Source organism: Variovorax sp. PBL-E5, assembly GCF_901827185.1.
In the GTDB taxonomy this organism is placed as follows: Bacteria; Pseudomonadota; Gammaproteobacteria; order Burkholderiales; family Burkholderiaceae_C; genus Variovorax.
In genome coordinates this window covers 894,872-920,889 of record NZ_LR594671.1, presented here as the reverse complement: position 1 = coordinate 920,889, position 26,018 = coordinate 894,872, and the positions used below count along the sequence as shown (strand labels likewise).

The following is a 26,018-nucleotide window of genomic DNA, read 5'->3' as shown; positions in this document are numbered from 1 at the left end:
ACACTCTGCTGCGCCGCTTCCGACCGAACCCGACTGCCTCCCCATGCCTCCCGCGACCCACCTGCTCTACCTCCACGGCTTCCGCTCTTCTCCGCAGTCGGCCAAGGCCAGCCAGATGGCACGGCGCGTGGCCGAGCGGCATCCCGGCGTCGAATGGTGGTGCCCCCAGCTGCCGCCCTCGCCGCGCGATGCCATCGACCTGGTGATGCGCGGCATCGCGGGCTGGCCGCGCGCGTCCATGGCCGTGGTCGGCTCCTCACTCGGCGGCTTCTATGCCACCTACGTGACCGGCATGACCCGCTGCCGCGCCGTGCTGCTGAACCCCGCCGTGCACCCCGCGCGGGACCTGGCCCGCCACATCGGCGACCAGACCCTGTGGCATGACCCCGCGGAGCACTTTTATTTCCGCCCCGAGTACATCGACCAGTTGCGCACCCTCGACGTCGGCCCGCTGACCCGGCCCGAACGCGTCCTCGCGATCGTCGCCAAGGGCGACGAAGTGCTGGACTGGCGCGAGATGTCGGCCCGCTACCCCGGCAGCCGCGTCAAGCTGCTCGAAGGCGGCGACCATGCGCTGTCCGACTTCGAGCGCCATCACCTCGACGACGTCATCGCATTTCTGGACCTGCGCTAGCGGCGAAGGGCCAGAAACACCGCGGAACCGGCTCCGCCGGGCCGCTGGTGTTGCCCCCGGCAGGGGGTTGGCGTAGCGACACGAAGTGCGCGAAGCCTGGGGGTGAGCAAAGGCTCATGGGACAATCCAACCCATGTTTGTATTGTTCGAAGAAGCCGGCAAATACCTCGGCGGCCGCATCCTGTCGGAAGCGGAGGCCTCGGCGCAGGTCGAGCTCGACAGCGGCAAGCGCGTCAAGGTCAAGAGCGCCCACATCGTGCTGCGCTTCGAGAAGCCGGCACCGGCCGCGCTGATCACCGAAGCCCGTGAACTCGCGGCCGCGATGGATCTGGACCTGGCCTGGGAATTCGCGCCCGAAGGCGAGTTCGGCTTCGGCGAACTGGCGGTCGACTACTTCCAGGCCCATCCCACGCTGACGCAGCAGGCCGCAGCGCTGCTGGCGCTGTTCGAGGCGCCGCACTACTTCCGCCGTGCCGGCAAGGGGCGCTTCAAGAAGGCGCCGGCCGAAATCGTGCAGCAGGCCCTGGCCGCGATCGAAAAGAAGAAAGCCGTCCAGGCGCAGATCACGCAGTGGGCGGCCGAACTGGCCGACGGCATCTGCCCGGCGCCGGTGCGCGAGCAGCTCTACAAGATCCTGTTCCGCCCCGACAAGAACGCGCCCGAATACAAGGCCGTGGTCGAAGCGGCCCGCGCCACGCAGCGGCCACCGCTCGATCTGCTGCAGCGCGCCGGCGCAATCGACTCGGCCTACCAGTTCCACTGGCGCCGCTTCCTGTTCGAGAACTTTCCCAAGGGCACCGGCTTTCCGGCCCTCAGCGCGCCGGCCATCACCGATGACCTGCCGCTCGCCGACGTGCAGGCCTTCTCGATCGACGATTCGCAGACCACCGAGATCGACGACGCGCTCTCGGTCCGCGGCCTGGGGCAGGACACGGTGGTCGTCGGCGTCCACATCGCGGCGCCCGGACTGGCGCTGGTGCCGGGCAGCCCGATCGACCAGGTGGCGCGTGCGCGCATGTCGACCGTCTACATGCCAGGCCACAAGATCACGATGCTGCCCGACGAGGTGGTCGAGACCTACACCCTGCAGGAAGGGCGCGACTGCCCCGCCGTCTCGCTTTACGCGAGCTTCGACGCGGCCACGCTGGAACTGAAATCCACCGAGACCAGGCTGGAGCGCGTGCCGATCGTCGCCAACCTGCGCCATGACCAGCTCGACGGCTTCGTCACGCAGCCCTGGCTCGAGGATGCCTCGGTGGCCGACAGCGACGCGCCCGAAGCCGCACGGCGGCTGCGCGAACCGCTGTCCTTCCTGTTGCGCCTCGCAAAGCATCTGAAGGCGCAGCGCGAGGTGGTGCGCGGCAAGCCCGAGAACTTCAACCGGCCCGACTACAACTTCCGCCTGGTCGGCAACGACGGCGAGCCCACCGGCAACGAGCAGGTCCAGATCAGCACCCGCCAGCGCGGTGCGCCGCTCGACCTGATCGTCTCCGAAGCGATGATCCTGGCCAACAGCAGCTGGGGTGGCTGGCTCGGCGAGCTCGGTGTGCCCGGCCTCTACCGCAGCCAGGCCAGCCTGGCGCCGGGCATCAAGGTGCGCATGGGCACGCGGGCCTTGCCGCATGCCGGCCTCGGCGTGAAGAGCTATGCGTGGAGCACTTCGCCGCTGCGCCGCTACACCGACCTCGTGAACCAGTGGCAGATCATCGCCGCGGCGCGCCACGGCAAGACCGCCGCGCTCGCGGCGCCGTTCAAGCCGAAGGACGCCGAGCTGTTCTCCATCCTCTCGGGCTTCGACGCCACCTACGCGACCTACAACGCGCACCAGGGCGGCATGGAACGCTTCTGGACGCTCGAATACCTGCGGCAGCAGGCCATCACCGAACTCGACGCGACCTTGATCAAGGACCTGCCGAACGGCGCCCTGGTGCGGGCCGACACGCTGCCGCTGGTGTTCCCGGTCACGGGCACGCAGGGGCTGATGCGCGGCGCCCGCGTGCGCGTCAAGCTCGGCGACATCGACGAGATCGCGCTCGACATCCACGGCACGGTCGTCGAGCGCCTCGACACCGCGCCGGCGCAAGTCGCGGCCGAGGACGAAAGCGGCGACGACGAAGAAGTCGCCGGTCCCATTGCGATCGCGGTCGACCTCGCCGACAGCGAGGCGGCCGCACCGGAAAGCGCGCCTGCATGAACCTGCGCGACCTGAGCACGCTGCAGATTGCGCTCGGCCTGTCGGTCCTGGCGCATGCGGTGCTGCTCTCGGTGCGCTTCATCGATCCCGAATCCTTCAACCGCGTCTTCAAGGAAACGCCGCTCGAGGTGATCCTCGTCAATGCCAAGAGCGACGAGCGGCCCGACAAGGCTCGCGCCATCGCGCAGGCTTCGCTGGCCGGCGGCGGCGATCTCGACAAGGGCTTCGCGACCAGTCCGCTGCCGCCTTCCACTTTCACCGCGGTCGGTGACTCGACGGACGAAGCGCAGCGCCAAATCGAAGCCATGCAGGCGCAGCAAATGATGATGCTGGCCCAGATCAAGCGGCAGCTCGCCGAGATGCCGGTGCCGGATCCGCGCACGCAGGGCAACCCGAACGAGGCGGCTGCGCGCGAGGAGAAACGGCGCCAACTGGTCGAACTGCTGGCCGCGATTGAGCGCCGCGTCAACGAAGAGAATGCCCGGCCGCGCAAGCACTACCTCAGCCCCGCCACCCGCGAGGCCGCCTATGCGGCGTACGTCGATGCGCTGAGTCGACGCATCGAAGTGCGCGGCACCGAGAACTTCCCGGAGATCGCCGGCAAGAAGCTCTATGGCGAACTCGCCATGATGATCACGGTCAACTTCGACGGCTCGATCCTTGGCACCGACATCGCCGAAAGCTCGGGGGATCGGGTGCTGGACCGGCGCGCCCAGGCGATCGTTCGCAGCATCGGCAACTTCGGCAAGTTCACCGACGCGATGCGCCGGCAGACCGATCAGATCGTGCTGCTCAGGCGCTTCAAGTTCACCCACGACGAGACGCTCGAGACGCAGCTCTCGTCGAAGCAATGAGCGCAGCGCCGGGCAGCCCCAAGCAAGCTCGCGCCCCCTCGGGGGGCAGCGAGGACACGAAGTGCCGAGCGTGGGGGCACCAATGACCATGGATCAGTACTGTGTGATGGGCAACCCGGTCGAGCACAGCCGCTCGCCCTGGATTCATGCGCGCTTCGCCGAACTCACCGGACAGACGATGCGCTACGGCCGCCGCCTGGTCGCGCTCGGCGGCTTTGCCGGCGGCGTGGCCGCATTCCGCGCCGACGAGACCGAAGGCACGGCGCGCGGCTGCAACGTCACCGTGCCCTTCAAGTTCGATGCAGCCGCGCTGGCGCAGCACCTCAGTCCGCGCGCCGCGCTGGCGCAGGCGGTCAACGTGCTGAGTTTCCGCGAGGACGGCATCCACGGCGACAACAGCGACGGCGTCGGGCTGGTCCACGACATCACGGTCCATGCGGGCGTGGCGCTCGCGGGCGGCGACGTGCTGCTGCTCGGCGCCGGCGGCGCCGCGGCCGGCGTGCTGGGCCCGCTGCTCGAAGCCGGGCCACGCCGGCTGGTGGTCGCCAACCGCACGCTCGCCCGCGCGATCGCACTGGTGCAGCGCCATGCGCCGCTCGCGCTACAGCACCACGTCGTGCTCGAGGCGCAGGCGCTCGACACGGTGCCGGGCCGCTTCGGCGTGGTGGTCAACGCCACCGCTTCCAGCCTGGCGGGCGGCGAGGTGCCGGTCGCGGCCGGCGTGCTCGCGCCCGGCGCACTGGCGATCGACATGATGTACGGGCCGGCCGCCGCCGGCTTCATGCAGTGGGCGCGCGAGAACGGCGCCGTGCCGCGCGACGGCCTCGGCATGCTGATCGAGCAGGCCGCGCAAGCCTTCGCGACCTGGCGCGGCGTGCGGCCGCCGTCCGCGCAGGTGCTGGCCGAACTGCGCACCATCGTCGACTCGGCGTGAAGGCGATCCTTCGCTGGCTGCTGTGCCTGCTGATCGCGGGCCTCGCGCTCGAACTCTTCTTCGTGCTGCGCATCGCGACGATGGCGGCCATCGATCCGCAATCGACCGCCTTCCAGCGCTCCGAAGCGTGGCTGATCGCCACGCAGGGGCGCGGCAATGGCGATCGCGACTGGCAGCAGCGCTGGGTGCCTTATGCGCAGATCTCGGACAACCTCAAGCGCGCCGTGATCGCGAGCGAGGACAGCGAATTCATCTACCACCAGGGCGTCGAATGGGAAGCCATCGAGCGCGCGCGCCAGCGCAACGCCCGTGCCGAGGAGATCGCCGCGCGGCGCGCTGCCCAGATGCGCGCACGCGGCAAGGAACCACGCCCGCCGCAGCTGCGCGGCGGCTCGACCATCACCCAGCAACTGGCCAAGAACCTGCTGCTCTCCGGTGAGCGCACGCTGCTGCGCAAGGGCCAGGAGCTGGTGCTCGCCACCACGCTCGAGATCATGCTGAGCAAAGAGCGCATCCTCGAGATCTATCTCAACAACGTCGAGTGGGGCGAAGGCGTGTTCGGCGCCGAGGCCGCGGCCGAGCGCTATTTCCGGAAGCCGGCCTCGCGCCTGAGCGCCGCCGAAGCGGCACGGCTCGCGGTGATGCTGCCGAGCCCCAAGTTCTTCGAGCACCATCCCGGCTCCGCCTACCTGGCCCATCGATCGGCCACCATCGTCGCGCGCATGCCGGCCGCCGAACTGCCCTGAGGCATCGCCCCGTATCATCGCGCGCATGTTGGCGAAGCTCATGGGATGGTTGTTGCTGGGGGCGATCCGGTTGCTGACCGGTGCGCAGGCGCGCTGGTACGGCTGCCCGCCCAAGGCCGAACAGCGGATCTACTTCGCCAACCACCAGAGCCATGTCGACCTGGTGATGATCTGGGCCGCGCTGCCCGAGGAGCTGCGCAGCATCACCCGCCCGATCGCGGCGCGCGACTACTGGGCCAACACGCCGTTCAAGCGCTGGATCACGACCGAGGTGTTCAACGCGGTGTACGTGGAGCGCGGCGCTGCGGCATCGACCGCACCGATCGAGCCTCCCGCAGCGCCGGGCCCCGATCCGCTCGAACCGCTGGTCGAGGCGCTGCGAAGCGGCGACTCGATCATCATCTTCCCCGAGGGCACCCGCGGCCACACCGGCGAGCCGCAGAAATTCAAGTCAGGCCTGTTCACGCTGGCCACGCTGTTTCCCGAGGTGGTGCTGGTGCCGGCCTGGATCGACAACGTGCAGCGCGTGATGCCCAAGGGGGAGATCGTGCCGGTGCCGATCCTGTGCTCGGTCACCTTCGGCGCGCCGATCCGCGTCGAGCCGGGCGAAGAGCGCCGCCCCTTCCTGGACCGCGCGCGCGACGCGGTGATCGCACTGCGCTACGTGTAGGCCCGGATGAACGACTACCTGCGCCATCTCACGCCGACGCACCAGGTCGCAGCGCTGTTCCTGATCGTCTTCGGCCTGCTGGTGACGGTCAGCACCATCGCCTTCCTGCTGACCTTCAAGGAGCGCCGCAATCCGCGGCACGATGCACTGTGGCAGGCCGAGCTGCTGCACTTTCGCGCCCTGCTTCGCACCAGCTGGTTCATGGTGGTGGTGTTCTGGATCGGCTGGGCGCTCGGCGAAACGGTCGCGACCGTGCTGTTCGCACTCATCGCATTCTTCGCGCTGCGCGAGTTCATCACGCTGTCGCCGACGCGGCGCGGCGATCACCGCAGCCTGATCCTGGCTTTCTTCGTGGTGCTGCCGATCCAGTTCTGGCTGGTTGCGACGGCGCGCTTCGACCTGTTCACCGTGTTCATTCCGGTCTATGCCTTTCTTGCGATCCCGGTCGTGAGCGCACTGGCCGATGACCCGAACCAGTTTCTCGAACGCAATGCCAAGCTGCAGTGGGGCATCATGGTCTGCGTCTACGGCATGAGCCATGTGCCGGCGCTGCTGCTGCTGTCCTTTCCGGGCTATGAAGGCAAGAGCGCCTTCCTCGTGTTCTTCCTGGTGTTCGTGGTGCAGACCTGCATGCTGACCCAGCACTTGATATCACGGCGCACGACACTGCCGACCGACGGCGCCGAGCCCGCAGCGCCCGAGCAACCGGCGCGCGGCCTCGACGCGATCTGGCAGCGCCTTTTTCGGCAAGCGCCCTTCGCGCCGCACGTGAGCCGCAGCTTCAACTGGACCAGCTGGGCGATCGGCATGGTGATCGCGAGCCTGGTCGGCGCACTGTTCTCGTTCATCACGCCCTTCGGCTTCGGCCAGGCGCTGGCGATGTCGCTGATCGCCTGCGTCGCGGGCTCGATGGGGCACCTGGTGATGAAGGCGCTGAAGCGCGACCGCGGCATTCCCAACTGGGGCCAGCGCGGCGTCGGCATCACGGGCGCCAACGGGCTGCTGGACCGCGTCGATGCGCTGTGCTTCGCGGCGCCGATCTTCTTCCACTCGGTGCGCTGGTACTTCGGCGTATGAAGTTGCACACCCCCAGGCTTGCCCACTTCGTGTGGCCGCCCATCCCCTCACCGGGGGCAACACCAGCGGCCCGGCAAAGCCGGTTCCGCGGTGTTCCCCGCATTCGGCCGGGGAAATGACGCCGTGCGAATACTAGGGATTGATCCTGGCCTGCAAACCACCGGCTTCGGCGTGGTCGATGTCGACGGCCATGCGCTGCGCTATGTCGCCAGCGGCACGATCACCACCCGCCACCTCGGCACCGGCGAATTGCCTGCGCGACTCAAGGTACTGTTCGATGGCATCGGCGAGATCGCAGAGCGCTACAAGCCCGATGCGGCGGCGGTGGAGATCGTGTTCGTCAACGTCAATCCGCAATCGACGCTGCTGCTCGGCCAGGCGCGCGGCGCCTGCCTGACGGCGCTGGTCACGAGCAATCTCACGGTCGCCGAATACACCGCGCTGCAGATGAAGCAGGCCGTCGCCGGCCACGGCCGCGCCGCGAAGGCGCAGGTGCAGGAGATGGTCAAGCGCCTGCTGCACCTGCCAGGCGTGCCGGGCAGCGACGCGGCCGACGCGCTCGGCATCGCGATCACGCATGCGCACGTGGGTGCCTCGATGGCGCGGCTCAGCCAGGCGACGACGCTGGGGCGCAGCACCAACGGCGTGTACCGGCAGGGGCGTACGCGGTGAGACGGCACGGGCGGCGATTCGAGCGCCTCAACGCAACAACCGATGAGTTGGCGTCTTCGCCGCCTTCTTGTCCAGCGTCAGCACCGGGGCGTAGCCCGCGATTTGCGCACGCACTGCCAGCAGATAGTCCGAGAAATCGGCAGGCCCGGCCTCGTAAAGTCCAAGTGCCTGTCTGACTGCGCCCGGGGATTCGACCTTGAGCTGATCCTGTTCCATCAATGCACTCAATGCCTGATGCACCGATTCCCGTTCGTAGCCATAGCTGCGCTCCAGCACCCAGGCCAACTCGCACAGCACGATGTGATCGACATAGGCAGGCACCCGCGCACTCGCGTTGTCTCGCAACCAGCTTTCTGCCTTGGCGGCCTGACGGGCGTCGTCGTTGGTGAGAAGCTTCACCAGGATGTTGGTGTCCAGCGCTATCACTTCGCTGACCTGGATCCGTGCTTTTCCTTGAGGTGTGCCGCCACGCCAGCGTCCATTTCTTCGACGGTCAGAGCCCGCCGGGGTCGCGCCAGAAGGCCCCTGAGTGCCTTGACCGGCTTTGGTGACGGCCGCTTCAGGATGATGGTGTCGTCGTCGACGACGGTCACCAGCAATCGATCGCCAGCTTCCAGCCCAAGCCGTGTCCTCGCGGCGCTCGGCAGCGTCATCTGGCCTTTGGATGTCAAGGTGGTCTGCATCAACATTCCTTACGAAGACGTAAGGATACCATTCGGTACGGATGCGGTGCTCAGACCACCCGTTCCGCGATCAGGACCGCAAAGAACCCGAACGCCGCCAGCAGCGTCCACTTCAGCACAACCCACCCGAAGCGCCGGTACTTGACCCGCCCCGTCCCCGCATAGAACGCGAACGAAGCTCCCGCCACCAGCAACAGCAGCAGGACGGCCCAGCGGAACAGCAGCATCGACCGGCGTGCCTACCAGGCCCGCGCGACTTCGGCGAAGCCGACCGGCGCGCGCTTCTCGTCGTCGAAGGTCACGATCTCGTAGGCGTCTTCGTGCGCCAGCAACTCGCGCAGCAGCTTGTTGTTGAGCGCGTGACCGGAACGGTAGGCGCTGTAGGCGGCCAGCAGCGGCCGGCCGATCACGTAGAGATCACCCATCGCATCGAGGATCTTGTGCTTGACGAACTCGTCGTCGTAGCGCAGCCCGCCTGCATTGAGCACCTTGGTATCGTCCATCACGATCGCGTTGTCGAGCCCGCCGCCGAGCGCGAGCCCCTTCGAGCGCATGTACTCGACCTCCTTGGTGAAGCCGAAGGTGCGCGCGCGCGCGATGTCGCGGCTGTAGGAGCCGCTGCCGAGGTCGAACTCGACGCGCTGGCCGGTCGAATTGACCACGCGGTGGTCGAAGTCGATCTCGAAGCTGAGCTTGTAGCCGTGGTAAGGCGCAAGGCGCGCCCACTTGCCCTCGGCGCCCTCGCCTTCGCGCACCTCGACCGGCCGCGTGACGCGGATGAAGCGGCGCGCGGCCTTCTGCAGCTCGATGCCCGCGCTTTGCAGCAGGAACACGAAGGACGATGCCGAGCCGTCGAGGATCGGCACCTCGTCGGCCGTGATGTCGATCTGCAGGTTGTCGATGCCCAGGCCGGCGCAGGCCGACATCAGGTGCTCGACGGTCTGCACCTTGGCGCCGCCCGATGACACGGTCGACGCGAGCCGCGTGTCGGTCACCGCCTCGGCCGTCATCGCGATCGACACCGGCTCGGGCAGATCGACGCGGCGGAACACGATGCCGAAATCGACCGGCGCCGGCCGCAGCGTCAGGTCGACCCGCTGGCCGCTGTGCAGGCCCACGCCGACGGCGCGGGTGATGGATTTGAGGGTTCGTTGGGCAAGCACGGCACCGATTTTAGGAGCGCGAGGTGTCCGGCGTACCGTCCGCCTCGCTATGTCCGCGATAGCCGCCATATCCGCCCGGGCGTGCTCAATCCGCCTGCCTGCGCAGGAAGGCCGGGATCTCGAAGTCGTCCATGCCACCCGACGACAGTGCATCCACCTTGGCCGCGGCCATCGTGCGGTTGGTGCGCCACACGCTGGGCACCGCCATGCCTTCGTAGTTGGGCTGGCCGCTCGGATGCGCGCCGCCGCCCAGCGTCGGCACGTGGAACGGAATGTTGTCCGTGCCGGTGCGGATCACCTCCAGCGTCGGGGCCTGGCGGCGCGCGTCCTGGCGCGAGAGGCCGGTCGCGACCACGGTCACGCGCATTTCGTCGCCGAGGCTTTCGTCGTAGGCCGCGCCGTAGATCACATGCGCATCGGGCGAAGCGTAGGCGCGGATGGTGTTCATCGCCAGCTTCGATTCGCTCAGCTTGAGCGAACCCTTCGACGCCGTCACCAGCACCAGCACGCCCTTGGCGCCCGAGAGGTCGATGCCTTCGAGCAGCGGGCAGGCCACGGCCTGCTCGGCGGCGATGCGCGCGCGGTCCGGGCCGCTGGCCGCGGCCGTGCCCATCATGGCCTTGCCGGGCTCGCCCATCACGGTGCGCACGTCCTCGAAGTCGACGTTGACGTTGCCGTACTCGTTGATGATCTCGGCGATGCCGCCGACGGCATTCTTGAGCACGTCGTTGGCATGCGCAAAGGCCTCGTCCTGCGTGACCTCGTCGCCCAGCACTTCGAGCAGCTTCTCGTTCAGGATCACGATCAGCGAATCGACGTTGGCTTCGAGCTCGGCCAGGCCGGCATCGGCATTGGTCATGCGCTTGCCGCCTTCCCAGTCGAAGGGCTTGGTCACCACGCCGACGGTGAGGATGCCCATCTCCTTGGCCACGCGCGCGATCACCGGCGCCGCGCCGGTGCCGGTGCCGCCGCCCATGCCGGCGGTGATGAACAGCATGTGCGCGCCCTGGATGGCGCCGCGGATGTCGTCCACCGCGACCTCGGCGGCCTCGCGGCCGATCTCGGGCTTGCTGCCTGCGCCGCGGCCCGTGAGGCCGAGCTGGATGGTCTTGTGCGCGTTGCTGCGGTTGAGCGCCTGCGCGTCGGTGTTGGCGCAGACGAACTCCACGCCCTGCACCCTGCGCTCGATCATGTGCGCGACCGCGTTGCCGCCGCCGCCGCCGACGCCGATCACCTTGATCTGCGTGCCCTGGTTGAATTCTTCGACTTCGATCATTTCGATGGCCATTTTCTGACTCCTAAATTTGCAGTTGCCGTGTATATGAATTGAATGTTCTTCTAGTAACCGGAAGGATTCTCAGGATGGTGGCCCGGTTCGTCGCCATCGCTCGTTGAAATGCCGTTGCGGACTTCCGCGCGCCAGCCAGAGTGGGTAGAAGTTCATGATCAGAAATTCCCCACGATGAAATCCTTGAAGCGGCCAAACGCGGTTTTGACCGAGCCGTTCTTCTGCGCGACCTTGAAGCCGCGCAGCCGCGCATAGCGCGCTTCCTCGAGCAGCCCCATCACGGTCGCGGCGCGCGGCTGCGCGACCATGTCGGACAGCGCGCTCGAATACTTCGGAATCCCTCGGCGCACCGGCTTGAGGAAGATGTCCTCGCCGAGCTCGATCATCCCGGGCATCACCGCGCTGCCGCCGGTCAGCACCACGCCCGAGGACAGCACCTCTTCGTAGCCCGACTCGCGCACCACCTGCTGCACCAGCGAGAAGATCTCCTCGACGCGCGGCTCGATCACGCCGGCCAGCGCCTGCTTGCTCAGCATGCGCGGGCCGCGGTCGCCGAGGCCCGGCACCTCGACCTGGGTCTCGGGGTCGGCCAGCAGCTGCTTGGCGTAGCCGTTCTCGACCTTGATGTCCTCGGCGTCCTTGGTCGGCGTGCGCAGCGCCATCGCGATGTCGCTGGTGATCAGGTCGCCGGCGATCGGGATCACCGCGGTGTGGCGGATCGCGCCGTTGGTGAAGATCGCGACGTCGGTGGTGCCGGCGCCGATGTCGACCAGCACCACGCCGAGCTCGCGCTCGTCCTCGGTCAGCACCGCGAGGCTGGAGGCCAGCGGGTTGAGCATCAGCTGGTCGACCTCGAGGCCGCAGCGGCGCACGCACTTGATGATGTTCTCGGCCGCGCTCTGTGCACCGGTCACGATGTGCACCTTGGCTTCGAGCCGCATGCCGCTCATGCCGATCGGCTCCTTGACGTCCTGGCCGTCGATCACGAATTCCTGCGGCTCGACCAGGAGCAGCCGCTGGTCGCTGGAGATGTTGATGGCACGCGCCGTCTCCACCACGCGGGCCACGTCGGCCTGCGTGACTTCCTTGTCCTTGACCGCCACCATGCCGCTCGAGTTGATGCCGCGGATGTGGCTGCCGGTGATGCCGGTGTAGACGCGGCCGATCTTGCAGTCGGCCATCAGCTCCGCTTCCTTGAGCGCCTGCTGGATGCTCTGCACCGTGGCGTCGATGTTCACCACCACGCCGCGCTTGAGCCCGTTGCTGGGCGCGATGCCGAGGCCGGCGAGCTTGAGCTCGCCGTTGGGCAGCACCTCGGCCACCACCGCCATCACCTTGGCGGTACCGATGTCGAGGCCGACAACCAGGTCTTTGTATTCCTTGGACATGAAACTTCCTCTGTTCGCTATTTCTTCTTCGCGTCCGGTGCGACCGTGGTCACGCCGTGCAAGCGCAATGCGTAGCCATCGTTGTGCCGCAGATCGGCGCCCTCCACCGCGGCGAGCGTGCGCCCGTAGCGGCTTGCCACCGGCGTCACCGTGCGCAGGAAACGCTGCGTACGGGCCACCACTTCATCGCCCGACCCGCGGCCGAGTTCGATCACCGCACCGGTCTCCAGCACGACGCGCCAGCTGCCGCGGCTCGACAGCGAGAGATCGTCGATCGTCAGGTCGTAGGGCTGGAACAGCGGCTGCAGCACGCGGTACATGCCCAGCACCTGGCCGGCCTGCTCGATCGGCCCGTCCAGGCGCGGCAGGTCGTCGTCGACCTCGGCCACGTTGGCCTCGAACACCTCGCCGAAGCCGTTGATCAGCTTCGAGTCGGCGTCGTCGCCCCAGTGCGCGACCGGCACCTGCTCGGTCAGCGTCGCGCGCAGCTTGTTCGGAAACTCGCGCCGCACCACCGCCTTGCGCACCCAGGGCACCGACTCGAAAGCGGTGCGCGCGCGCGTCAGGTCGATGGTGAAGAAATTGCCCGACAGCTGCGGCGTCACGTTGGCGCGCAGGGTGACGGCGTTGTTGTGCGTGATGTCGCCGTCGACCTTGATGCCGGCGATCGGAAAGAAGGGCTGGCGCAGCACCCACCACGCGCCCGCGGCCAGCAGCACGAGCACGAACGACGCGAACACCAGCGCCGCGGTCGCGTTCATGAGCTTGACGTCGAAGGGCACGGGGATGCTGTCGGTCATCAGACCTCCGCCTTCGAATCGAGCGTGGCCGAGGCCAGCACGCGCAGGCACAGGTCTTCGTAGGCGATGCCCGCCGCGCGGGCCGACATCGGCACCAGCGAATGGGTGGTCATGCCGGGCGAGGTGTTCATCTCCAGCAGGAAGGGCTTGCGATCGCTGGCGCGGATCATCAGGTCGGCGCGGCCCCAGCCGCGGCAGCCGAGCTGGTGGTAGGCCGCCAGCGTGATGCGCCGGATCTCCTGTTCTTCCGCCGGCGGCAGGCCGCTCGGGCAGTGGTACTTGACCTCGTCGGTGAAGTACTTGTTCTGGTAGTCGTAGGCGCCTTCGGGCGCAGCGATGCGCACCACCGGCAGCGCCTCGGCGCCGAGGCCGCTGCCCAGCACGGGGCAGGTGACTTCCTCGCCTTCGATGAATTCCTCGCACAGCACATCATGGTCGTAGCGCACCGCGAGCGCGACGGCATCCTGCATCTGCGAATAGCCCTCGACCTTGGTCACGCCGATCGACGAGCCCTCGCGCGGCGGCTTCACGATCACCGGCAGGCCCAGCACGTCGGGCACCGCCAGCACCTGCTCGCGGCTCTGCTGGTCGAAGGCCAGGCGCACGTAGCGCGGCGTCGGCAGGCCGTCGGCCTGCCAGATGCGCTTGGTCATGACCTTGTCCATCGCCACGCTGGAGGCCATCACGCCGGAGCCGGTGTAGGGAATGCCGAGCAATTCGAGCGCGCCCTGCACCGTGCCGTCCTCGCCGTGGCGGCCATGCAGCACCACGAAGCAGCGCGCGAAGCCGTCGCGCCGGAGTTCCCACAGTTCGCGCTCGGCCGGATCGAAGGCGTGCGCATCGACGCCGCGCGAGCGCAACGCGGCGAGCACCCCGGTGCCCGACATGATGGAGATCTCGCGTTCGGCCGAGCTGCCGCCGAACAGCACCGCGACTTTGCCCATGGCCTTCGGATCGATCGGGCTCACAGTGCCCTCCCTTCGCGCGTGAGGCGCTCCGACTTCGGCGATGCGGCGCCGCCGAGTTCGACCACCTTGGCCGGCACGGCGCCGATCGAACCCGCGCCCATGCAGATCACGACGTCGCCGCCGCGTGCGTTGTCGAGGATGGCCTGCGGCATCGCGGCGATCTCGTCGACGAACACCGGCTCGACCTTGCCCGCCACGCGCAGCGCGCGCGCCAGCGAACGGCCGTCCGCGGCCACGATCGGCGCCTCGCCGGCCGCATAGACCTCGCCCAGCAGCACCGCGTCGGCCTGGCCGATGACCTTGACGAAATCCTCGAAGCAATCGCGCGTGCGCGTGAAGCGGTGCGGCTGGAAGGCCAGCACCAGCCGCCGGCCCGGGAAGGCGCCGCGCGCCGCGGCGATGGTGGCGGCCATCTCGACCGGATGGTGGCCATAGTCGTCGATCAGCGTGAAGCTGTCCTGCGCGCTCGCGGTCTTGAGACGCACCTCGCCATAGCGCTGGAAGCGCCGGCCCACGCCCTTGAAGTCGGCCAGGCCGCGCTGCACCGCCTCGTCGGGCACGTTGAGCTCGACCGCCACCGCGATCACCGACAGCGCATTCAGCACGTTGTGCTCGCCCGGCAGGTTCAGCACGATGTCCAGGTCCGGCAGCGTGACGCCGTTGCGCCGCTGGGCGGTGAAATGCATCTGGGCACCGACGGCGCGCACGTTGACCGCGCGCACCTGGGCCTCCTCGTTGAAGCCGTAGCTGGTGACCGGGCACGACACCTCGGTCACGATCGCGCGCACCGCCGCGTCGTCGGTGCACAGGATCGCGACGCCGTAGAACGGCATGCGGTGCAGGAAGTCGACGAAGGCCTTCTGCAGGCGCGCGAAGTCGTGGCCATAGGTCTCCATGTGGTCGGCGTCGATGTTGGTGACCACTGCCATGATCGGCAGCAGGTTCAGGAACGAGGCGTCCGATTCGTCGGCCTCCACCACGATGTAGTCGCCGCTGCCGAGCTGGGCATTGGCGCCCGCGCTGTTGAGCCGGCCGCCGATGACGAAGGTCGGGTCGAGCCCGGCGGCGGCGAGCACGCTCGCGACCAGGCTGGTGGTGGTGGTCTTGCCGTGGGTGCCGGCGATCGCGATGCCCTGCTTGAGGCGCATCAGCTCGGCCAGCATCAGCGCGCGCGGCACCACCGGGATGCGCTTCTCGCGCGCCGCCACGACCTCGGGGTTGTCGGCATGCACGGCGGTCGAGGTGACGACCGCATCGGCACCGGCGATGTTCGCCGCATCGTGGCCGACGAAGGTCCCGATGCCCAGGCCCGCGAGCCGCTTGAGCGTCGCGCTGTCGGCCAGGTCGGAGCCGGAGATCCTGTAGCCGAGGTTGAACAGGATCTCGGCGATGCCGCTCATGCCGGCGCCGCCGAGGCCGACGAAGTGGATGTGACGAATGGCGTGCTTCATGCGCAGCCTCCTTTCGCCGAAGACTCGAATGCAACGGCAAGCAAGGCGAAGCCCTCTCGGGAGACACCGCGGAACCGGCTCTGCCGGGCCTCCGGTGTCGCCCCCTTGAGGGGGGAGGCGGCTACACGAAGTGAGCAAGCAACGGGGGTGGGCATCACTTCGCAAGCTCCTCACAGGCGCGGACGACTGCATCGACCGCTTCGGTCTTGCGCATCGTCTTGGCCTTGATGGCGCGCTCCAGCAGCGCGGGGCGGTCGGTTTTCTGTAGCAAGTCGGCCAGCAATTCGGGTGTGAGTTCGGTCTGTTGAACGAGCCAGCCGCCGCCCGCGTCGACGAGGAAGCGCGCGTTGGTGGTCTGGTGATCGTCCACGGCGGAAGGGAAAGGCACGAACAGCGCTGCTGCGCCGACGGCCGCGATTTCTGTGACGGTGCTGGCGCCGGCACGCGCGACGATCAGGTCGGCATCGGCGTACGCGCCGGCGGTGTCTTCGATGAAGGGGGTGAGTTCGCCCTCGACGCCGGCGGCCGCGTAGTTGGCGCGCAGCTCGTCGATCTGCTTCGCGCCGCTCTGGTGGATGACGTGCGGGCGCTGCTGCGGCGCGATCAGCGCGAGCGCCTTCGGCACCACCGCATTGAGCGCGCGCGCGCCGAGGCTGCCGCCCACCACCAGCAGCCGGAGCGGACCGCGGCGGCCGGCGAAGCGCACCGCCGGATCGGGCTGCTGCATGAACGCGGCGCGCAAGGGATTGCCGACCCAGTGCGCGGTCTTGATCACGTTGGGGAAGGCCGTGAAGGCGCGGTCCGCGACGCCCGCGAGCACGCGGTTGGCCAGGCCCGCGACCGAGTTCTGCTCGTGCAGCACCAGCGGCTTGCGCAGCAGCACGCTCATCATGCCGCCCGGAAAGGTGATGTAGCCGCCCAGGCCGACGACGACGTCGGGCTGCACCCGGCGCACGACGCGCAGGCTCTGCAGGAAGGCGCGCAAGAGGCGCAGCGGCAGCAAGGCGAAGGTCACGAGGCCCTTGCCGCGCAGGCCGCCGAACTGCACCGGCTCGAAGGCGAAGCCACGCGGCGGCACCAGCTTTTCTTCCATGCTGCCGGGCGCGCCCAGCCAGTGCACGCGCCAGCCGCGCTCGCGCAGCGCCTCGGCCACGGCGAGACCCGGGAAGATGTGCCCGCCCGTGCCACCCGCCATGACCAATGCTGTCCTGCTCATAGCCGGCCCCCACGCATCAGCACGCGGTTCTCGTAGTCGATGCGCAGCACGATCGCCAGTGCGATCACGTTCATCAGGATCGCCGAACCGCCGAAGCTCATCAGCGGCAGGGTCAGGCCCTTGGTCGGCAAGGCACCCAGGTTGACGCCCATGTTGATGAAGGCCTGGAAGCCCATCCACACGCCGACGCCCTGCGCCACGAGGCCGGAGAACACGCGGTCGAGCGCGATCGCCTGGCGGCCGATGTGCATGATGCGGCGCGTGAGCCAGAGGAACAGGCCGATCGCGAGCAGCACGCCGACGAGGCCGAATTCCTCGCCGATCACGGCAAGCAGAAAGTCGGTGTGCGCCTCGGGCAGCCAGTGCAGCTTCTCGACGCTGCCGCCGAGGCCGACACCGAAGATCTCGCCGCGGCCGATCGCGATCAGCGAGTGCGACAGCTGGTAGCCCTTGCCGAGCGCATGCTCCTCGGTCCACGGGTCGAGGTAGGCGAAGATCCGCTCGCGCCGCCATGAGCTCGATGCCACGATCGAGGCGAAGGCGACCACCACCAGCGTCGCGATGACGAAGAACATGCGGGCATTGACGCCGCCGAGGAACAGGATGCCCATGGCGATCACCGCGATCACCATGAAGGCGCCCATGTCGGGTTCCGCCATCACCAGCATGCCGACCACCACGACCGCGATGCCCATCGGCAGCACGGCGCGGAAGAAGCGCTCCTTGATTTCCATCTTGCGCACCATGTAGCTGGCGGCGTAGAGAATCATCGCCAGCTTGGCCAGCTCCGACGGCTGGAAGCGCATGAAGCCGAGCGGCAGCCAGCGGCGCGCGCCGTTGACGTTGATGCCGATGTGCGGAATCAGCACCACCACCAGCAGCAGCAGCGAAGCGACGAAGAGCCAGGGCGCGGCGCGTTCCCAGGTCTTCATCGGGATCTGGAAAGTCAAAAGGCCGGCGATGAAGGCGATCACGATCGACGCCAGGTGCCGCGTGAGGAAGAAGGCGGGGCCGTAGCCGGCGCGCGCGAAGCGCGGGTTGTCCGGCAGCGCGATCGAGGCCGAGTACACCATCACGAGGCCCCAGGCCAGGAGCGCGACCGTGACCCACACGAGTGCCTGATCGAAGCCGAGCACGCGCATCGGCGCCGCCTTGGTCTGCGTCATGCCGGCGTTGCCGAGGCGCACGGGCAGGTGCATGGGCAGCGCATCGATGCTGCTCTTGGCGCGGCTGAACCAGCCGTTGAAGCGGCCGGTCTTGTTGGGCGTCGCAGCGGCGGCGGTGGCGGTGTTCATGCGATCTCTCCGCCGGCGCCGCGCGGTGCATCGGCGAGCGCCTGCACGGCCTCGCAGAAGACGGCGGCGCGGTGCGCGTAGTCCTTGAACATGTCGAAGCTCGCGCAGGCCGGCGACAGCAGCACGGCGTCGCCCGGATGGGCGCGGCCGGCCGCGGCCTGGACGGCTTCGGGCAGCGACGCAGCGGCCTGCATCGTGACGCCGGTGGACGCCAGTGCGGCTTCGATCAGCGGTGCATCGCGGCCGATCAGCACGACGGCGCGCGCGTACTGGCGCACCGGCGCGGCCAGCGGCGCGAAGTCCTGGCCCTTGCCTTCGCCGCCGAGGATCACGACCACGCGCCGCTCCTCGCCCAGGCTGCCGAGCGCGGCGACCGTCGCGCCGACGTTGGTGCCCTTGCTGTCGTCGAAGTACTCGACCTCGTCCACGATCGCCACCGGCTCGACGCGATGCGGCTCGCCGTGGTACTCGCGCAGGCCATAGAGCATCGGGCCGAGCTGGCAGCCGGCAGCCGTGGCGAGCGCGAGCGCCGCCAGCGCGTTGAGCGCGTTGTGCCGGCCGCGGATGCGCAGTGCGTCGGCGGGCATCAGGCGCTGGATGTGGATCTCTTCTTCCTCGATGGCCGCGCCGCGCTTGCGCTTCTGCGTCTCGTCGGCCTCGAGCGCGCGCACCAGCCAGCCCATGCCGTTGATTCGCTCGATGCCGTAGTCGCCCGGCCGCTGCGGCAGGTCGGCGCCGAAGGTGACGATGCTGCGCGCGACCTGCCCCTTGGCGAGCTTGACCGGCGCAGGCCGCATGGCCATGACGGCGTCGTCTTCCCGGTTGAGCACCATCACGCCGCGCGTGCCGAAAACGCGCGCCTTGGCCGCCGCATACGCGGCCATGTCGCCGTGCCAGTCGAGATGGTCCTGCGACAGGTTGAGCACCGTGGCGGCCGTGGGCTCGAAGCCCTGCACGCCGTCGAGCTGGAAGCTCGAGAGCTCGAGCACCCAGACCTCGGGCAGCGTGCCGGCGTCGAGGTGCGCGGCCAGGGTGTCCAGCAAGGTCGGGCCGATGTTGCCGGCGACCGCGACGCTCTTGCCGGCACGCGCCACCAGTTGACCGGTGAGCGCGGTGACGGTCGTCTTGCCATTGGTGCCGGTGATGGCCAGCACCGCGGGCGCATAGCCCTGCGGCGCGGGCGCAGGCGGCTCGATGACCGGCGCCGGCGATTCGGCGGCGATGTCGTCGTCGTCGTCCTCGGCGGATTCCGCGGCCGGTTGGGCTTGCGTGGGCTCGGCCTGCTCGACGGCCTCGGGCGGCGTCGCCTCGGGTTCGAGGGCCGGTGCCGCGAGCGGCGCGTCCTCGACCGTCGGCGCATCGACGACGTCGACCGTGCGCAGATCCGCCAGCGCCTGCGCGAACAGCTCGAGCTCGCCACCCACCGGCAGGCCGATCGCCCGCGCCGCGCCGGCCACCACGGCGACCGAGGCCGGCGACAGGCCCGGCGACACATGGACCGCGCGCACCGACGTGCCTTCGACCAGCGCAGCCGTGAACGGGCCGCCGACGAAGACTGCGTCGGGCACCGCCTGCCTGAGCGCATCGCGCTGCGGCGGCGCCTCGCGCGTGTCGGCCACCGTCACCATCGCGCCATGGCGCGCGCACCAGCGCGCCATCGCCAGGCCGGACGCACCGAGGCCCAGGACGAGCACGTGAAGGTCTTGCAGATGTCGCATGGGCTTCACCGCAGCTTCAACGTCGACAGGCCCACCAGGCACAACAGCATGGTGATGATCCAGAAGCGCACCACGACCTGCGTCTCGCGCCAGCCGCTCTTCTCGAAGTGATGGTGCAGCGGCGCCATCTTGAGCACGCGGCGGCCTTCGCCGAAGCGCTTCTTGGTGTACTTGAAGTAGGTGACCTGCGCCATCACCGAGATCGCCTCGACCACGAAGATGCCGCCCATGATGAAGAAGACGATCTCCTGCCGCACGATCACCGCGATGGTGCCGAGCGCGCCGCCGAGCGCGAGCGCGCCCACGTCGCCCATGAAGACCTGCGCCGGATGGGTGTTGAACCAGAGGAAGGCCAGGCCGGCGCCCGCCATCGCCGAGCAGAACACCAGCAGTTCGCCCGAGCCCGGGATGTGCGGGAACAGCAGGTAGCGCGAATACACGGCGCTGCCCGTGACGTAGGCGAACACGCCCAGCGCGGAGCCGACCATCACGACCGGCATGATCGCCAGGCCGTCGAGGCCATCGGTGAGGTTGACCGCATTGCTCGCGCCGACGATCACCAGGTAGGTGAGGATCACGAAGCCGATGCCGCCCAGCGGATAACTCACTTCCTTGAAGAAAGGCACCAGCAGGTTGATCTTGGGCGGGAAGCTCAGGTCGAAGCCCGAGCTCACCCAGCTGGAAAACAGCTCGAGCACGCGCCAGTTGGAGCTCTCTGAAATGCTGAACAGCAGGTAGAAGCCGGCCACCAGGCCGACCACCGACTGCCAGAAGTATTTCTCGCGCGAGCGCATGCCCTCCGGATCCTTGCGCACCACCTTGCGCCAGTCGTCGACCCAGCCGATGGCGCCGAAGCCGAGCGTGACCCACAGCACGATCCACACGAAGCGGTTCGACATGTCGAACCACAGCAGCGTGGCGAACGCGATCGCGAACAGCACGAGGACGCCGCCCATCGTGGGCGTGCCGCTCTTGGTCAGATGGCTCTCCATGCCGTAGCCGCGCACCGGCTGGCCGATCTTGAGCGCAGTGAGCCGGCGGATCACGTACGGCCCGGCGATCAGCCCGACCAGCAGCGCCGTCAGCGCCGCCATCAGCGCGCGGAAGGTGAGGTACTGGAAGATGCGCAGGAACCCGAAGTCGGGCGACACCGTCTGCAGCCATTGGGCCAGGCTCATCAGCATGAGGTTGCCAAGCGCGGCTCATTCGACATGGCCGGCCTCCTTGTTTTGTTGTTGTTGTCGTGGCGTGCCGGCCGCGGCGATGGTCTGGACCACGCGCTCCATCCGCATGAATCGCGATCCCTTGACCAGCACGCTGGCGGTCTCCGGCAAGCGTGCGAGCACCGCGTCCTTGAGCGTCTCGATGTCGTCGAAGTGCCGGCCTTCGGCAACGCGTGAATCCGCGGACGCCCTGAAGGCCGCGATGCTGTGCGCCGATTCCTGGCCCAGTGCGAACAGGGTCTCGATGCCGCGCTCGCGCGCCCAGGCGCCGACCTCGGCATGGAACTGCGGACCGCGGTCGCCGACCTCGCCCATGTCGCCCAGCACCAGCACGCGCGGACCGGGCAGGCTGGCGAGCACGTCGATGGCGGCACGCACCGAGTCGGGATTGGCGTTGTAGCTGTCGTCGATCAGCGTGATCGCGCGGCCGCCCGGCAGCAGCAGCTCGGCGGCGCGCGAACGTCCCTTGACCGGCTCGAACGCGGCCAGCCCTTCGGCGATCTTGTCGAGCGACACGCCGCTGGCGAGCGAACAGGCGATCGCCGCCAGCGCGTTGACCACGTTGTGGCGGCCGGCGATGCGCAGCGCGCAGCGCAGATCGCCGACCGGCGTGCGGGCTTCGAACTGCCAGGCGCCGCGCTGCCAGTCGGCCGCCAGCAGCGTGATGTCCGCATCGGCATGTTCGCCGAAGGTCAGGCAGCGGCGCGGCGCGCCCTTGTGCGCGAGTTCGTCCCACAGCGGCGTGAATTCGTCGCCATAGGGGAACACCGCGGTGCCGTTGCCGGGCAGCGTGATGAAGGCCGCGCCGTTCTCGCGCGCCACGGCCTCGACGCTGGCCATGAATTCCTGGTGCTCGCGCTGCGCGTTGTTCACCAGCGCGATGGAGGGGCGCGCCATCGCGGCCAGACGCGCGATCTCGCCCGGATGGTTCATGCCCAGCTCGACCACGGCCAGCTGGTGGTGCGCACGCAGCCGCAGCAGCGTCAGCGGCACGCCGATCTCGTTGTTGAAGTTGCCCGCGGTGGCGAGTGCGCGGTCGCCGCAGGCCACGCGCAGGATCGCCGCGATCATCTGCGTGACGGTGGTCTTGCCGTTGCTGCCGGTGACGGCCACCATCGGCAGCTCGAACTGCGAACGCCAGCCGGTGGCCAGCGCGCCGAGCGCGGCCAGCGTGTCGGGCACTTCGAGGCCCGCGAGGCCCGCGGCTTCGAGGCCGCCGTGCGCGATCGCCGCGGCCGCGCCGCGCGTGCGGGCGTCGTCGAGGTAGGCGTTGGCATCGAAGCGTTCGCCCTTCAGCGCCACGAACAGGTCGCCGGGCGCGAGCGTGCGCGTGTCGGTGTGCACGCGCAGGATCGGCGTGGCAGCGCCGCCGACCAGGCGTGCGCCGGGAATCCACGGCAGGGCCTGACCCAGGGTCATCATCGGCGCGGTCGCGAGCGCGTCGTTCATCCAGCTGTCCTTCGCGTCAGTGCATCGATCGCATGCGTGCGATCCGAAAAGGCGATGCGTTCGCCGGCGATCTCCTGCCACGCCTCGTGGCCTTTGCCGGCGAGCAGCACCACGTCCTCGGGCGCCGCCTGCGCCAGCGTGTCGGCGATCGCCTTCGCACGATCGGGCTCGACCTGCGCGGCCTCGGGGCTCGCCAGGCCGAGCAGGATCTGGCTGACGATCGCCGACGGTGTCTCGCTGCGCGGGTTGTCGCTGGTGACGACCACGCGATCGGCCTGCTTCTCGGCCACCGCGGCCATCATGGGCCGCTTGGCCGTGTCGCGGTCGCCGCCGCAGCCGAAGACGCACCACAGCAGGCCGCCGCGCTGCTGCGCCAACGGCCGCAGGCCGGCAAGCGCCTTGTCGAGCGCGTCGGGCGTGTGCGCATAGTCGACCACGGCCAGCGGCTGGCCCGGCACGCTGATGCGCTCCATGCGGCCGGGCACGCTGTCGAGCCGGCCGCAAGCCTGCACCGCGTCTTCGAGCGACAGGCCGAGCGCGCGCAGCGTGCCCAGCACGCCCAGCAGGTTGGCGACGTTGTACTGGCCGATCAGCTGCGTCGACAGGCGCTGGCGCGCGGCGCCCCGCTCCACCACCGAGAACTGCAGGCCCTGCGCGTCGTAGCCGATGTCCTCGGCCGCGAGCCGGGCCGGCGCGCCGCTGGCCGACACGGTCCAGACGTCGAGCGCGCCGACGCCCTTTTCCATCAGGCTCGCCACCAGCGAGGCGCCATGCACGTCGTCGATGTTGACCACCGCGGCGCGCAGGCCGGGCCAGCGGAACAGCTCGGCCTTGGCCTGCCAGTAGGCGTCCATGCTGCCGTGGTAGTCGAGATGGTCCTGCGTGAAATTGGTGAACACCGCGAGGGCGATGCGCGTGCCGTCGAGGCGGCGTTCGGCGATGCCGATCGACGACGCCTCGATCGCGCAAGCGCCGAAGCCGCGATCGGCGAAGCTGCGCAGCTCGCGCTGCAGCATCACCGGATCGGGCGTGGTGAGGCCGGTGTAGCTGAGCTCCGGCGGCACGCCGATGCCGAGCGTGCCGATCACGCCGCAGGGGCCGGTCCCCGGCCTGGCCGCGTTCGACAGCGCCTGGCCCAGCCACCATGCGGTGGAGGTCTTGCCATTGGTGCCGGTGACGGCGAGCACATCGAGCCGTTCGGAAGGCATGTCGTGGTACGCGGCGGCGATGGGGCCGGTCGCGGCCTTCAGGCCCGCATAGCCGGCGATCGCATCGCCGTCGAGGCCGAACGGCTCGACGCCCTCGCGCTCGACCAGGCAGGCCGCGGCGCCCTGCGCCAGCGCGGCCGCGACATGGCGGCGGCCGTCGGTCGCCGCGCCCGGCCAGGCGATGAAGCCGTCGCCCGCGGCCACCGGCCGGCTGTCGGCATGCAGCACGCCGCGCACGCGCGACTTGAGCCAGCGCGCGGCTTCGTCGGGAGTGTGGAGCGCCAGCATCAGAAGCTCTCCTCCACGCCGCTGGTCACCACCAGCGGCTTGACGGCCAGGTCGGGCGGCACGTTCATCATGCGCAGCGTCTGCTGCACGACTTCGCTGAACACGGGCGCGGCCACGATGCCGCCGAAATACTGGCCGTCGCTCGGCTCATCGATCATCACCGCGACGATGATGCGCGGCTTCTCGATCGGCGCCATGCCCGTGAACCAGGAACGGTATTTATGGCCCGCGTAGCCGCGGCCTTCCTGCTTGTGCGCCGTGCCCGACTTGCCGCCGACCGAATAGCCGATGGTTTGCGCCAGCGGCCCCGTGCCGCCGGGGCCTGCAGCCATCTGCAGCATCTTGCGCACGGCCAGCGCGTTCTGCGCCGAGAACACCTTCACGCCGACGGCCGGCTCCGGGCTCTTGAGGATGGTGACCGGGATGATGTCGCCGTCGTGCGCGAACGAGGTGTACGAATGCGCCATCTGGAACAGCGAGGCCGAGAGGCCGTAGCCGTAGGCCATGGTCGCCTGCTCGACCGGCCGCCAGTTCTTCCAGGGCCGCAGGCGCCCGGTCACCGCGCCGGGGAACTGGATCTGCGGCTTCTGGCCGTAGCCGAGCGCGGTATAGGTGTCCCACATCTCGCGCGGCGTCATCTTCTGCGCGATCTTGAGCGCGCCGATGTTGCTGGATTTCTGGATCACGCCCTCGACCGTCAGCATGCCGTAGTTGTGCGTGTCGCTGATGGTGAAGCCGCCGATCTGGAAGCGGCCGGGCGAGGTGTCGACCAGGGTCGACGGCTTCACGCGGCCGGCCTCGAGCGCCATGCCGATGGTGATCGGCTTCATGGTCGAGCCGGGCTCGAAGGTGTCGGTCAGCGCGCGGTTGCGCAGCTGTTCGCCGGTGAGGTTCTGCCGCTTGTCGGGCACGTAGCTCGGGTAGTTGGCCAGCGCCAGCACTTCGCCGGTGATGGCGTCGAGCACGACCACGCTGCCGGCCCGGGCCTTGTGGGCGGTCACGGCATCGCGCAGCTTCTGGTAGGCGAAGAACTGCACCTTGCTGTCGACGCTGAGCTGGATGTCCCGGCCTTCGGCCGGCGGCACCTGCTCGCCGACGCCTTCGACCACGCGGCCGAGGCGGTCCTTGATCACGCGGCGCGAACCGGCCTTGCCGGCCAGCTCCTTGTTGAATGCGAGTTCGATGCCTTCCTGGCCGTTGTCCTCGACATTGGTGAAGCCGACCACATGGGCCGCGGCCTCGCCTTCCGGATACTGGCGCTTGTATTCCTTGCGCTGGTAGATGCCCTTGATGTTGAGCGCAGCGATCTGCTTGGCGATCGGCTCGTCGACCTGGCGCCGGATCCAGACGAAGGTTCGGTCCTCGTCCTCGAGCTTCCTGTCGAAGTCCTTCTGCGCCATGCCCAGCAGCTGTGCCACCTGCCTGAGCTTGGCCTTGACCTCGGGATCGTCGCGCTCGATGTCCTCGGGGATGGCCCAGATGCTCGGCGCGACCACGCTGGACGCCAGCAAGAGGCCGTTGCGATCGAGGATGCGGCCGCGGTTGGCGGGCAGTTCCAGCGTGCGCGTGAAACGCACTTCGCCCTGGCGCTGGAAGAAGGCATTGCCGAACACCTGCACATAGGCCGCGCGGCCGGCCAGCGCCAGGAAGCCGAGCGCGATGCCGGCAACGATGAACTTGCTGCGCCACACCGGCGTCTTGCTGGCAAGCAAGGGGCTGGTCGTGTATTGCACGCTGCGGCTGCGACGGGTCATTGACGCCCCTTCGGCGCCAGCTTGGGCACAGGCCGGGGCGCGGAGGCCGCGGGCGCAGCGGCCACTGCCGGGATCACGGTCCCGTCCTGGCGCACGTACTGCGTGATGGCCGGCGTGGTCGTGCGCATCTTGAGCTGCTCCTTGGCCAGCTTCTCGACGCGCAGCGGCGTGGCCTGGGCGCGCTTCTCGACTTCCAGGCGATCGCGGTCGAGCTCCAGCCGGCGGGCTTCGAGCTCGACGCGGTGGAACTCGGTGAAGAGCTGGCGCGACAGGTACTGCGTGTGCACGAGGTAGATCGCCGAGCCCAGCACGGCGATCAGCAGCAGGAAGTTGAGGCGCGCCATC

General features: G+C 68.8%; 25 protein-coding genes. 8 read left to right on the top strand and 17 right to left on the bottom strand.

The window, feature by feature from the left end; translation table 11 throughout:
* The first annotated feature begins 43 nt into the window (after positions 1–43).
* The 8 genes from WDLP6_RS04515 to ruvC all read left to right on the top strand — a co-directional run bounded on the left by WDLP6_RS04515 (position 44) and on the right by ruvC (position 7,781).
* On the top strand, positions 44–634 hold the full coding sequence (locus tag WDLP6_RS04515; protein ID WP_162591384.1) for a YqiA/YcfP family alpha/beta fold hydrolase: 591 nt from the start codon (positions 44–46) through the stop codon (positions 632–634).
* Positions 635–767: 133 nt separating this feature from the next.
* Positions 768–2,828 (top strand): ribonuclease catalytic domain-containing protein, encoded by a 2,061-nt coding sequence (locus WDLP6_RS04510; RefSeq protein ID WP_162591383.1) that lies wholly within the window; start codon positions 768–770, stop codon positions 2,826–2,828.
* Complete coding sequence (locus tag WDLP6_RS04505; protein ID WP_162591382.1) at positions 2,825–3,682, top strand: energy transducer TonB; 858 nt, start codon at positions 2,825–2,827, stop codon at positions 3,680–3,682. Before WDLP6_RS04510 ends, WDLP6_RS04505 begins: the two co-directional genes overlap by 4 nt.
* A gap of 88 nt (positions 3,683–3,770) precedes the next feature.
* Positions 3,771–4,616, top strand: a complete 846-nt coding sequence (gene aroE, locus WDLP6_RS04500) for a shikimate dehydrogenase (RefSeq protein ID WP_162591381.1) — start codon at positions 3,771–3,773, stop codon at positions 4,614–4,616.
* Complete coding sequence (locus WDLP6_RS04495) at positions 4,613–5,362, top strand: transglycosylase domain-containing protein (protein ID WP_162591380.1); 750 nt, start codon at positions 4,613–4,615, stop codon at positions 5,360–5,362. Before aroE ends, WDLP6_RS04495 begins: the two co-directional genes overlap by 4 nt.
* A 25-nt stretch (positions 5,363–5,387) precedes the next feature.
* Positions 5,388–6,032, top strand: coding sequence for a lysophospholipid acyltransferase family protein (locus WDLP6_RS04490; protein WP_162591379.1), 645 nt, complete (start codon positions 5,388–5,390; stop codon positions 6,030–6,032).
* A gap of 6 nt (positions 6,033–6,038) precedes the next feature.
* Positions 6,039–7,109, top strand: a complete 1,071-nt coding sequence (locus WDLP6_RS04485) for a phosphatidate cytidylyltransferase (protein WP_162591378.1) — start codon at positions 6,039–6,041, stop codon at positions 7,107–7,109.
* 123 nt (positions 7,110–7,232) lie between these two features.
* Positions 7,233–7,781: a crossover junction endodeoxyribonuclease RuvC gene (gene ruvC, locus WDLP6_RS04480; protein WP_162565971.1), complete on the top strand. Its 549-nt coding sequence runs from the start codon at positions 7,233–7,235 to the stop codon at positions 7,779–7,781.
* 27 nt (positions 7,782–7,808) lie between these two features.
* Here the strand turns inward: ruvC and WDLP6_RS04475 are convergent, their stop codons facing one another.
* The 17 genes from WDLP6_RS04475 to ftsL all read right to left on the bottom strand — a co-directional run bounded on the left by WDLP6_RS04475 (position 7,809) and on the right by ftsL (position 26,017).
* Positions 7,809–8,207: a PIN domain-containing protein gene (locus WDLP6_RS04475; protein ID WP_269475558.1), complete on the bottom strand. Its 399-nt coding sequence runs from the start codon at positions 8,205–8,207 to the stop codon at positions 7,809–7,811.
* The gene (locus WDLP6_RS04470) at positions 8,204–8,464 is read right to left on the bottom strand and encodes an AbrB/MazE/SpoVT family DNA-binding domain-containing protein (RefSeq protein ID WP_162591376.1); all 261 of its coding nucleotides are present in this window, start codon (positions 8,462–8,464) and stop codon (positions 8,204–8,206) included. The genes WDLP6_RS04475 and WDLP6_RS04470 overlap by 4 nt, the downstream gene beginning before the upstream one ends.
* A gap of 50 nt (positions 8,465–8,514) precedes the next feature.
* Positions 8,515–8,691: a hypothetical protein gene (locus WDLP6_RS04465; RefSeq protein ID WP_174259845.1), complete on the bottom strand. Its 177-nt coding sequence runs from the start codon at positions 8,689–8,691 to the stop codon at positions 8,515–8,517.
* Positions 8,692–8,703: 12 nt separating this feature from the next.
* A complete protein-coding gene (gene lpxC, locus WDLP6_RS04460; RefSeq protein ID WP_162591375.1) occupies positions 8,704–9,627 on the bottom strand; it encodes a UDP-3-O-acyl-N-acetylglucosamine deacetylase in 924 nt (307 codons plus the stop codon).
* 85 nt (positions 9,628–9,712) lie between these two features.
* Positions 9,713–10,915 carry a cell division protein FtsZ gene (gene ftsZ / locus WDLP6_RS04455; protein ID WP_162565969.1) on the bottom strand — a complete coding sequence of 401 codons (1,203 nt, stop codon included), beginning with the start codon at positions 10,913–10,915 and terminating at the stop codon, positions 9,713–9,715.
* A 158-nt stretch (positions 10,916–11,073) separates the two neighbouring features.
* Entirely contained in the window at positions 11,074–12,303 is a 1,230-nt protein-coding gene (gene ftsA / locus WDLP6_RS04450) for a cell division protein FtsA (protein WP_162565968.1), read from the bottom strand.
* A gap of 17 nt (positions 12,304–12,320) precedes the next feature.
* Positions 12,321–13,103: a cell division protein FtsQ/DivIB gene (locus tag WDLP6_RS04445; RefSeq protein WP_162591374.1), complete on the bottom strand. Its 783-nt coding sequence runs from the start codon at positions 13,101–13,103 to the stop codon at positions 12,321–12,323.
* Positions 13,103–14,047 (bottom strand): D-alanine--D-alanine ligase, encoded by a 945-nt coding sequence (locus WDLP6_RS04440; protein WP_174259920.1) that lies wholly within the window; start codon positions 14,045–14,047, stop codon positions 13,103–13,105. Before WDLP6_RS04440 ends, WDLP6_RS04445 begins: the two co-directional genes overlap by 1 nt.
* Before the next feature lie 20 nt (positions 14,048–14,067).
* Complete coding sequence (gene murC, locus WDLP6_RS04435; RefSeq protein WP_162591372.1) at positions 14,068–15,522, bottom strand: UDP-N-acetylmuramate--L-alanine ligase; 1,455 nt, start codon at positions 15,520–15,522, stop codon at positions 14,068–14,070.
* 154 nt (positions 15,523–15,676) lie between these two features.
* Positions 15,677–16,738 carry an undecaprenyldiphospho-muramoylpentapeptide beta-N-acetylglucosaminyltransferase gene (gene murG / locus WDLP6_RS04430; protein WP_162591371.1) on the bottom strand — a complete coding sequence of 354 codons (1,062 nt, stop codon included), beginning with the start codon at positions 16,736–16,738 and terminating at the stop codon, positions 15,677–15,679.
* A complete protein-coding gene (gene ftsW / locus WDLP6_RS04425) occupies positions 16,735–18,033 on the bottom strand; it encodes a putative lipid II flippase FtsW (RefSeq protein WP_162565963.1) in 1,299 nt (432 codons plus the stop codon). Before ftsW ends, murG begins: the two co-directional genes overlap by 4 nt.
* A complete protein-coding gene (murD, locus tag WDLP6_RS04420) occupies positions 18,030–19,751 on the bottom strand; it encodes a UDP-N-acetylmuramoyl-L-alanine--D-glutamate ligase (protein WP_162591370.1) in 1,722 nt (573 codons plus the stop codon). Before murD ends, ftsW begins: the two co-directional genes overlap by 4 nt.
* Positions 19,752–19,756: 5 nt before the next feature.
* Positions 19,757–20,935: a phospho-N-acetylmuramoyl-pentapeptide-transferase gene (gene mraY / locus WDLP6_RS04415; protein ID WP_162565961.1), complete on the bottom strand. Its 1,179-nt coding sequence runs from the start codon at positions 20,933–20,935 to the stop codon at positions 19,757–19,759.
* Between the two features lie 18 nt (positions 20,936–20,953).
* Positions 20,954–22,423 carry a UDP-N-acetylmuramoyl-tripeptide--D-alanyl-D-alanine ligase gene (locus WDLP6_RS04410; RefSeq protein ID WP_162591369.1) on the bottom strand — a complete coding sequence of 490 codons (1,470 nt, stop codon included), beginning with the start codon at positions 22,421–22,423 and terminating at the stop codon, positions 20,954–20,956.
* Positions 22,420–23,919, bottom strand: coding sequence for a UDP-N-acetylmuramoyl-L-alanyl-D-glutamate--2,6-diaminopimelate ligase (locus WDLP6_RS04405; protein ID WP_162591368.1), 1,500 nt, complete (start codon positions 23,917–23,919; stop codon positions 22,420–22,422). Before WDLP6_RS04405 ends, WDLP6_RS04410 begins: the two co-directional genes overlap by 4 nt.
* Positions 23,919–25,673 (bottom strand): peptidoglycan D,D-transpeptidase FtsI family protein, encoded by a 1,755-nt coding sequence (locus WDLP6_RS04400; RefSeq protein WP_162591367.1) that lies wholly within the window; start codon positions 25,671–25,673, stop codon positions 23,919–23,921. Before WDLP6_RS04400 ends, WDLP6_RS04405 begins: the two co-directional genes overlap by 1 nt.
* Complete coding sequence (ftsL, locus tag WDLP6_RS04395) at positions 25,670–26,017, bottom strand: cell division protein FtsL (RefSeq protein WP_162591366.1); 348 nt, start codon at positions 26,015–26,017, stop codon at positions 25,670–25,672. Before ftsL ends, WDLP6_RS04400 begins: the two co-directional genes overlap by 4 nt.
* Position 26,018 lies beyond the last annotated feature (1 nt).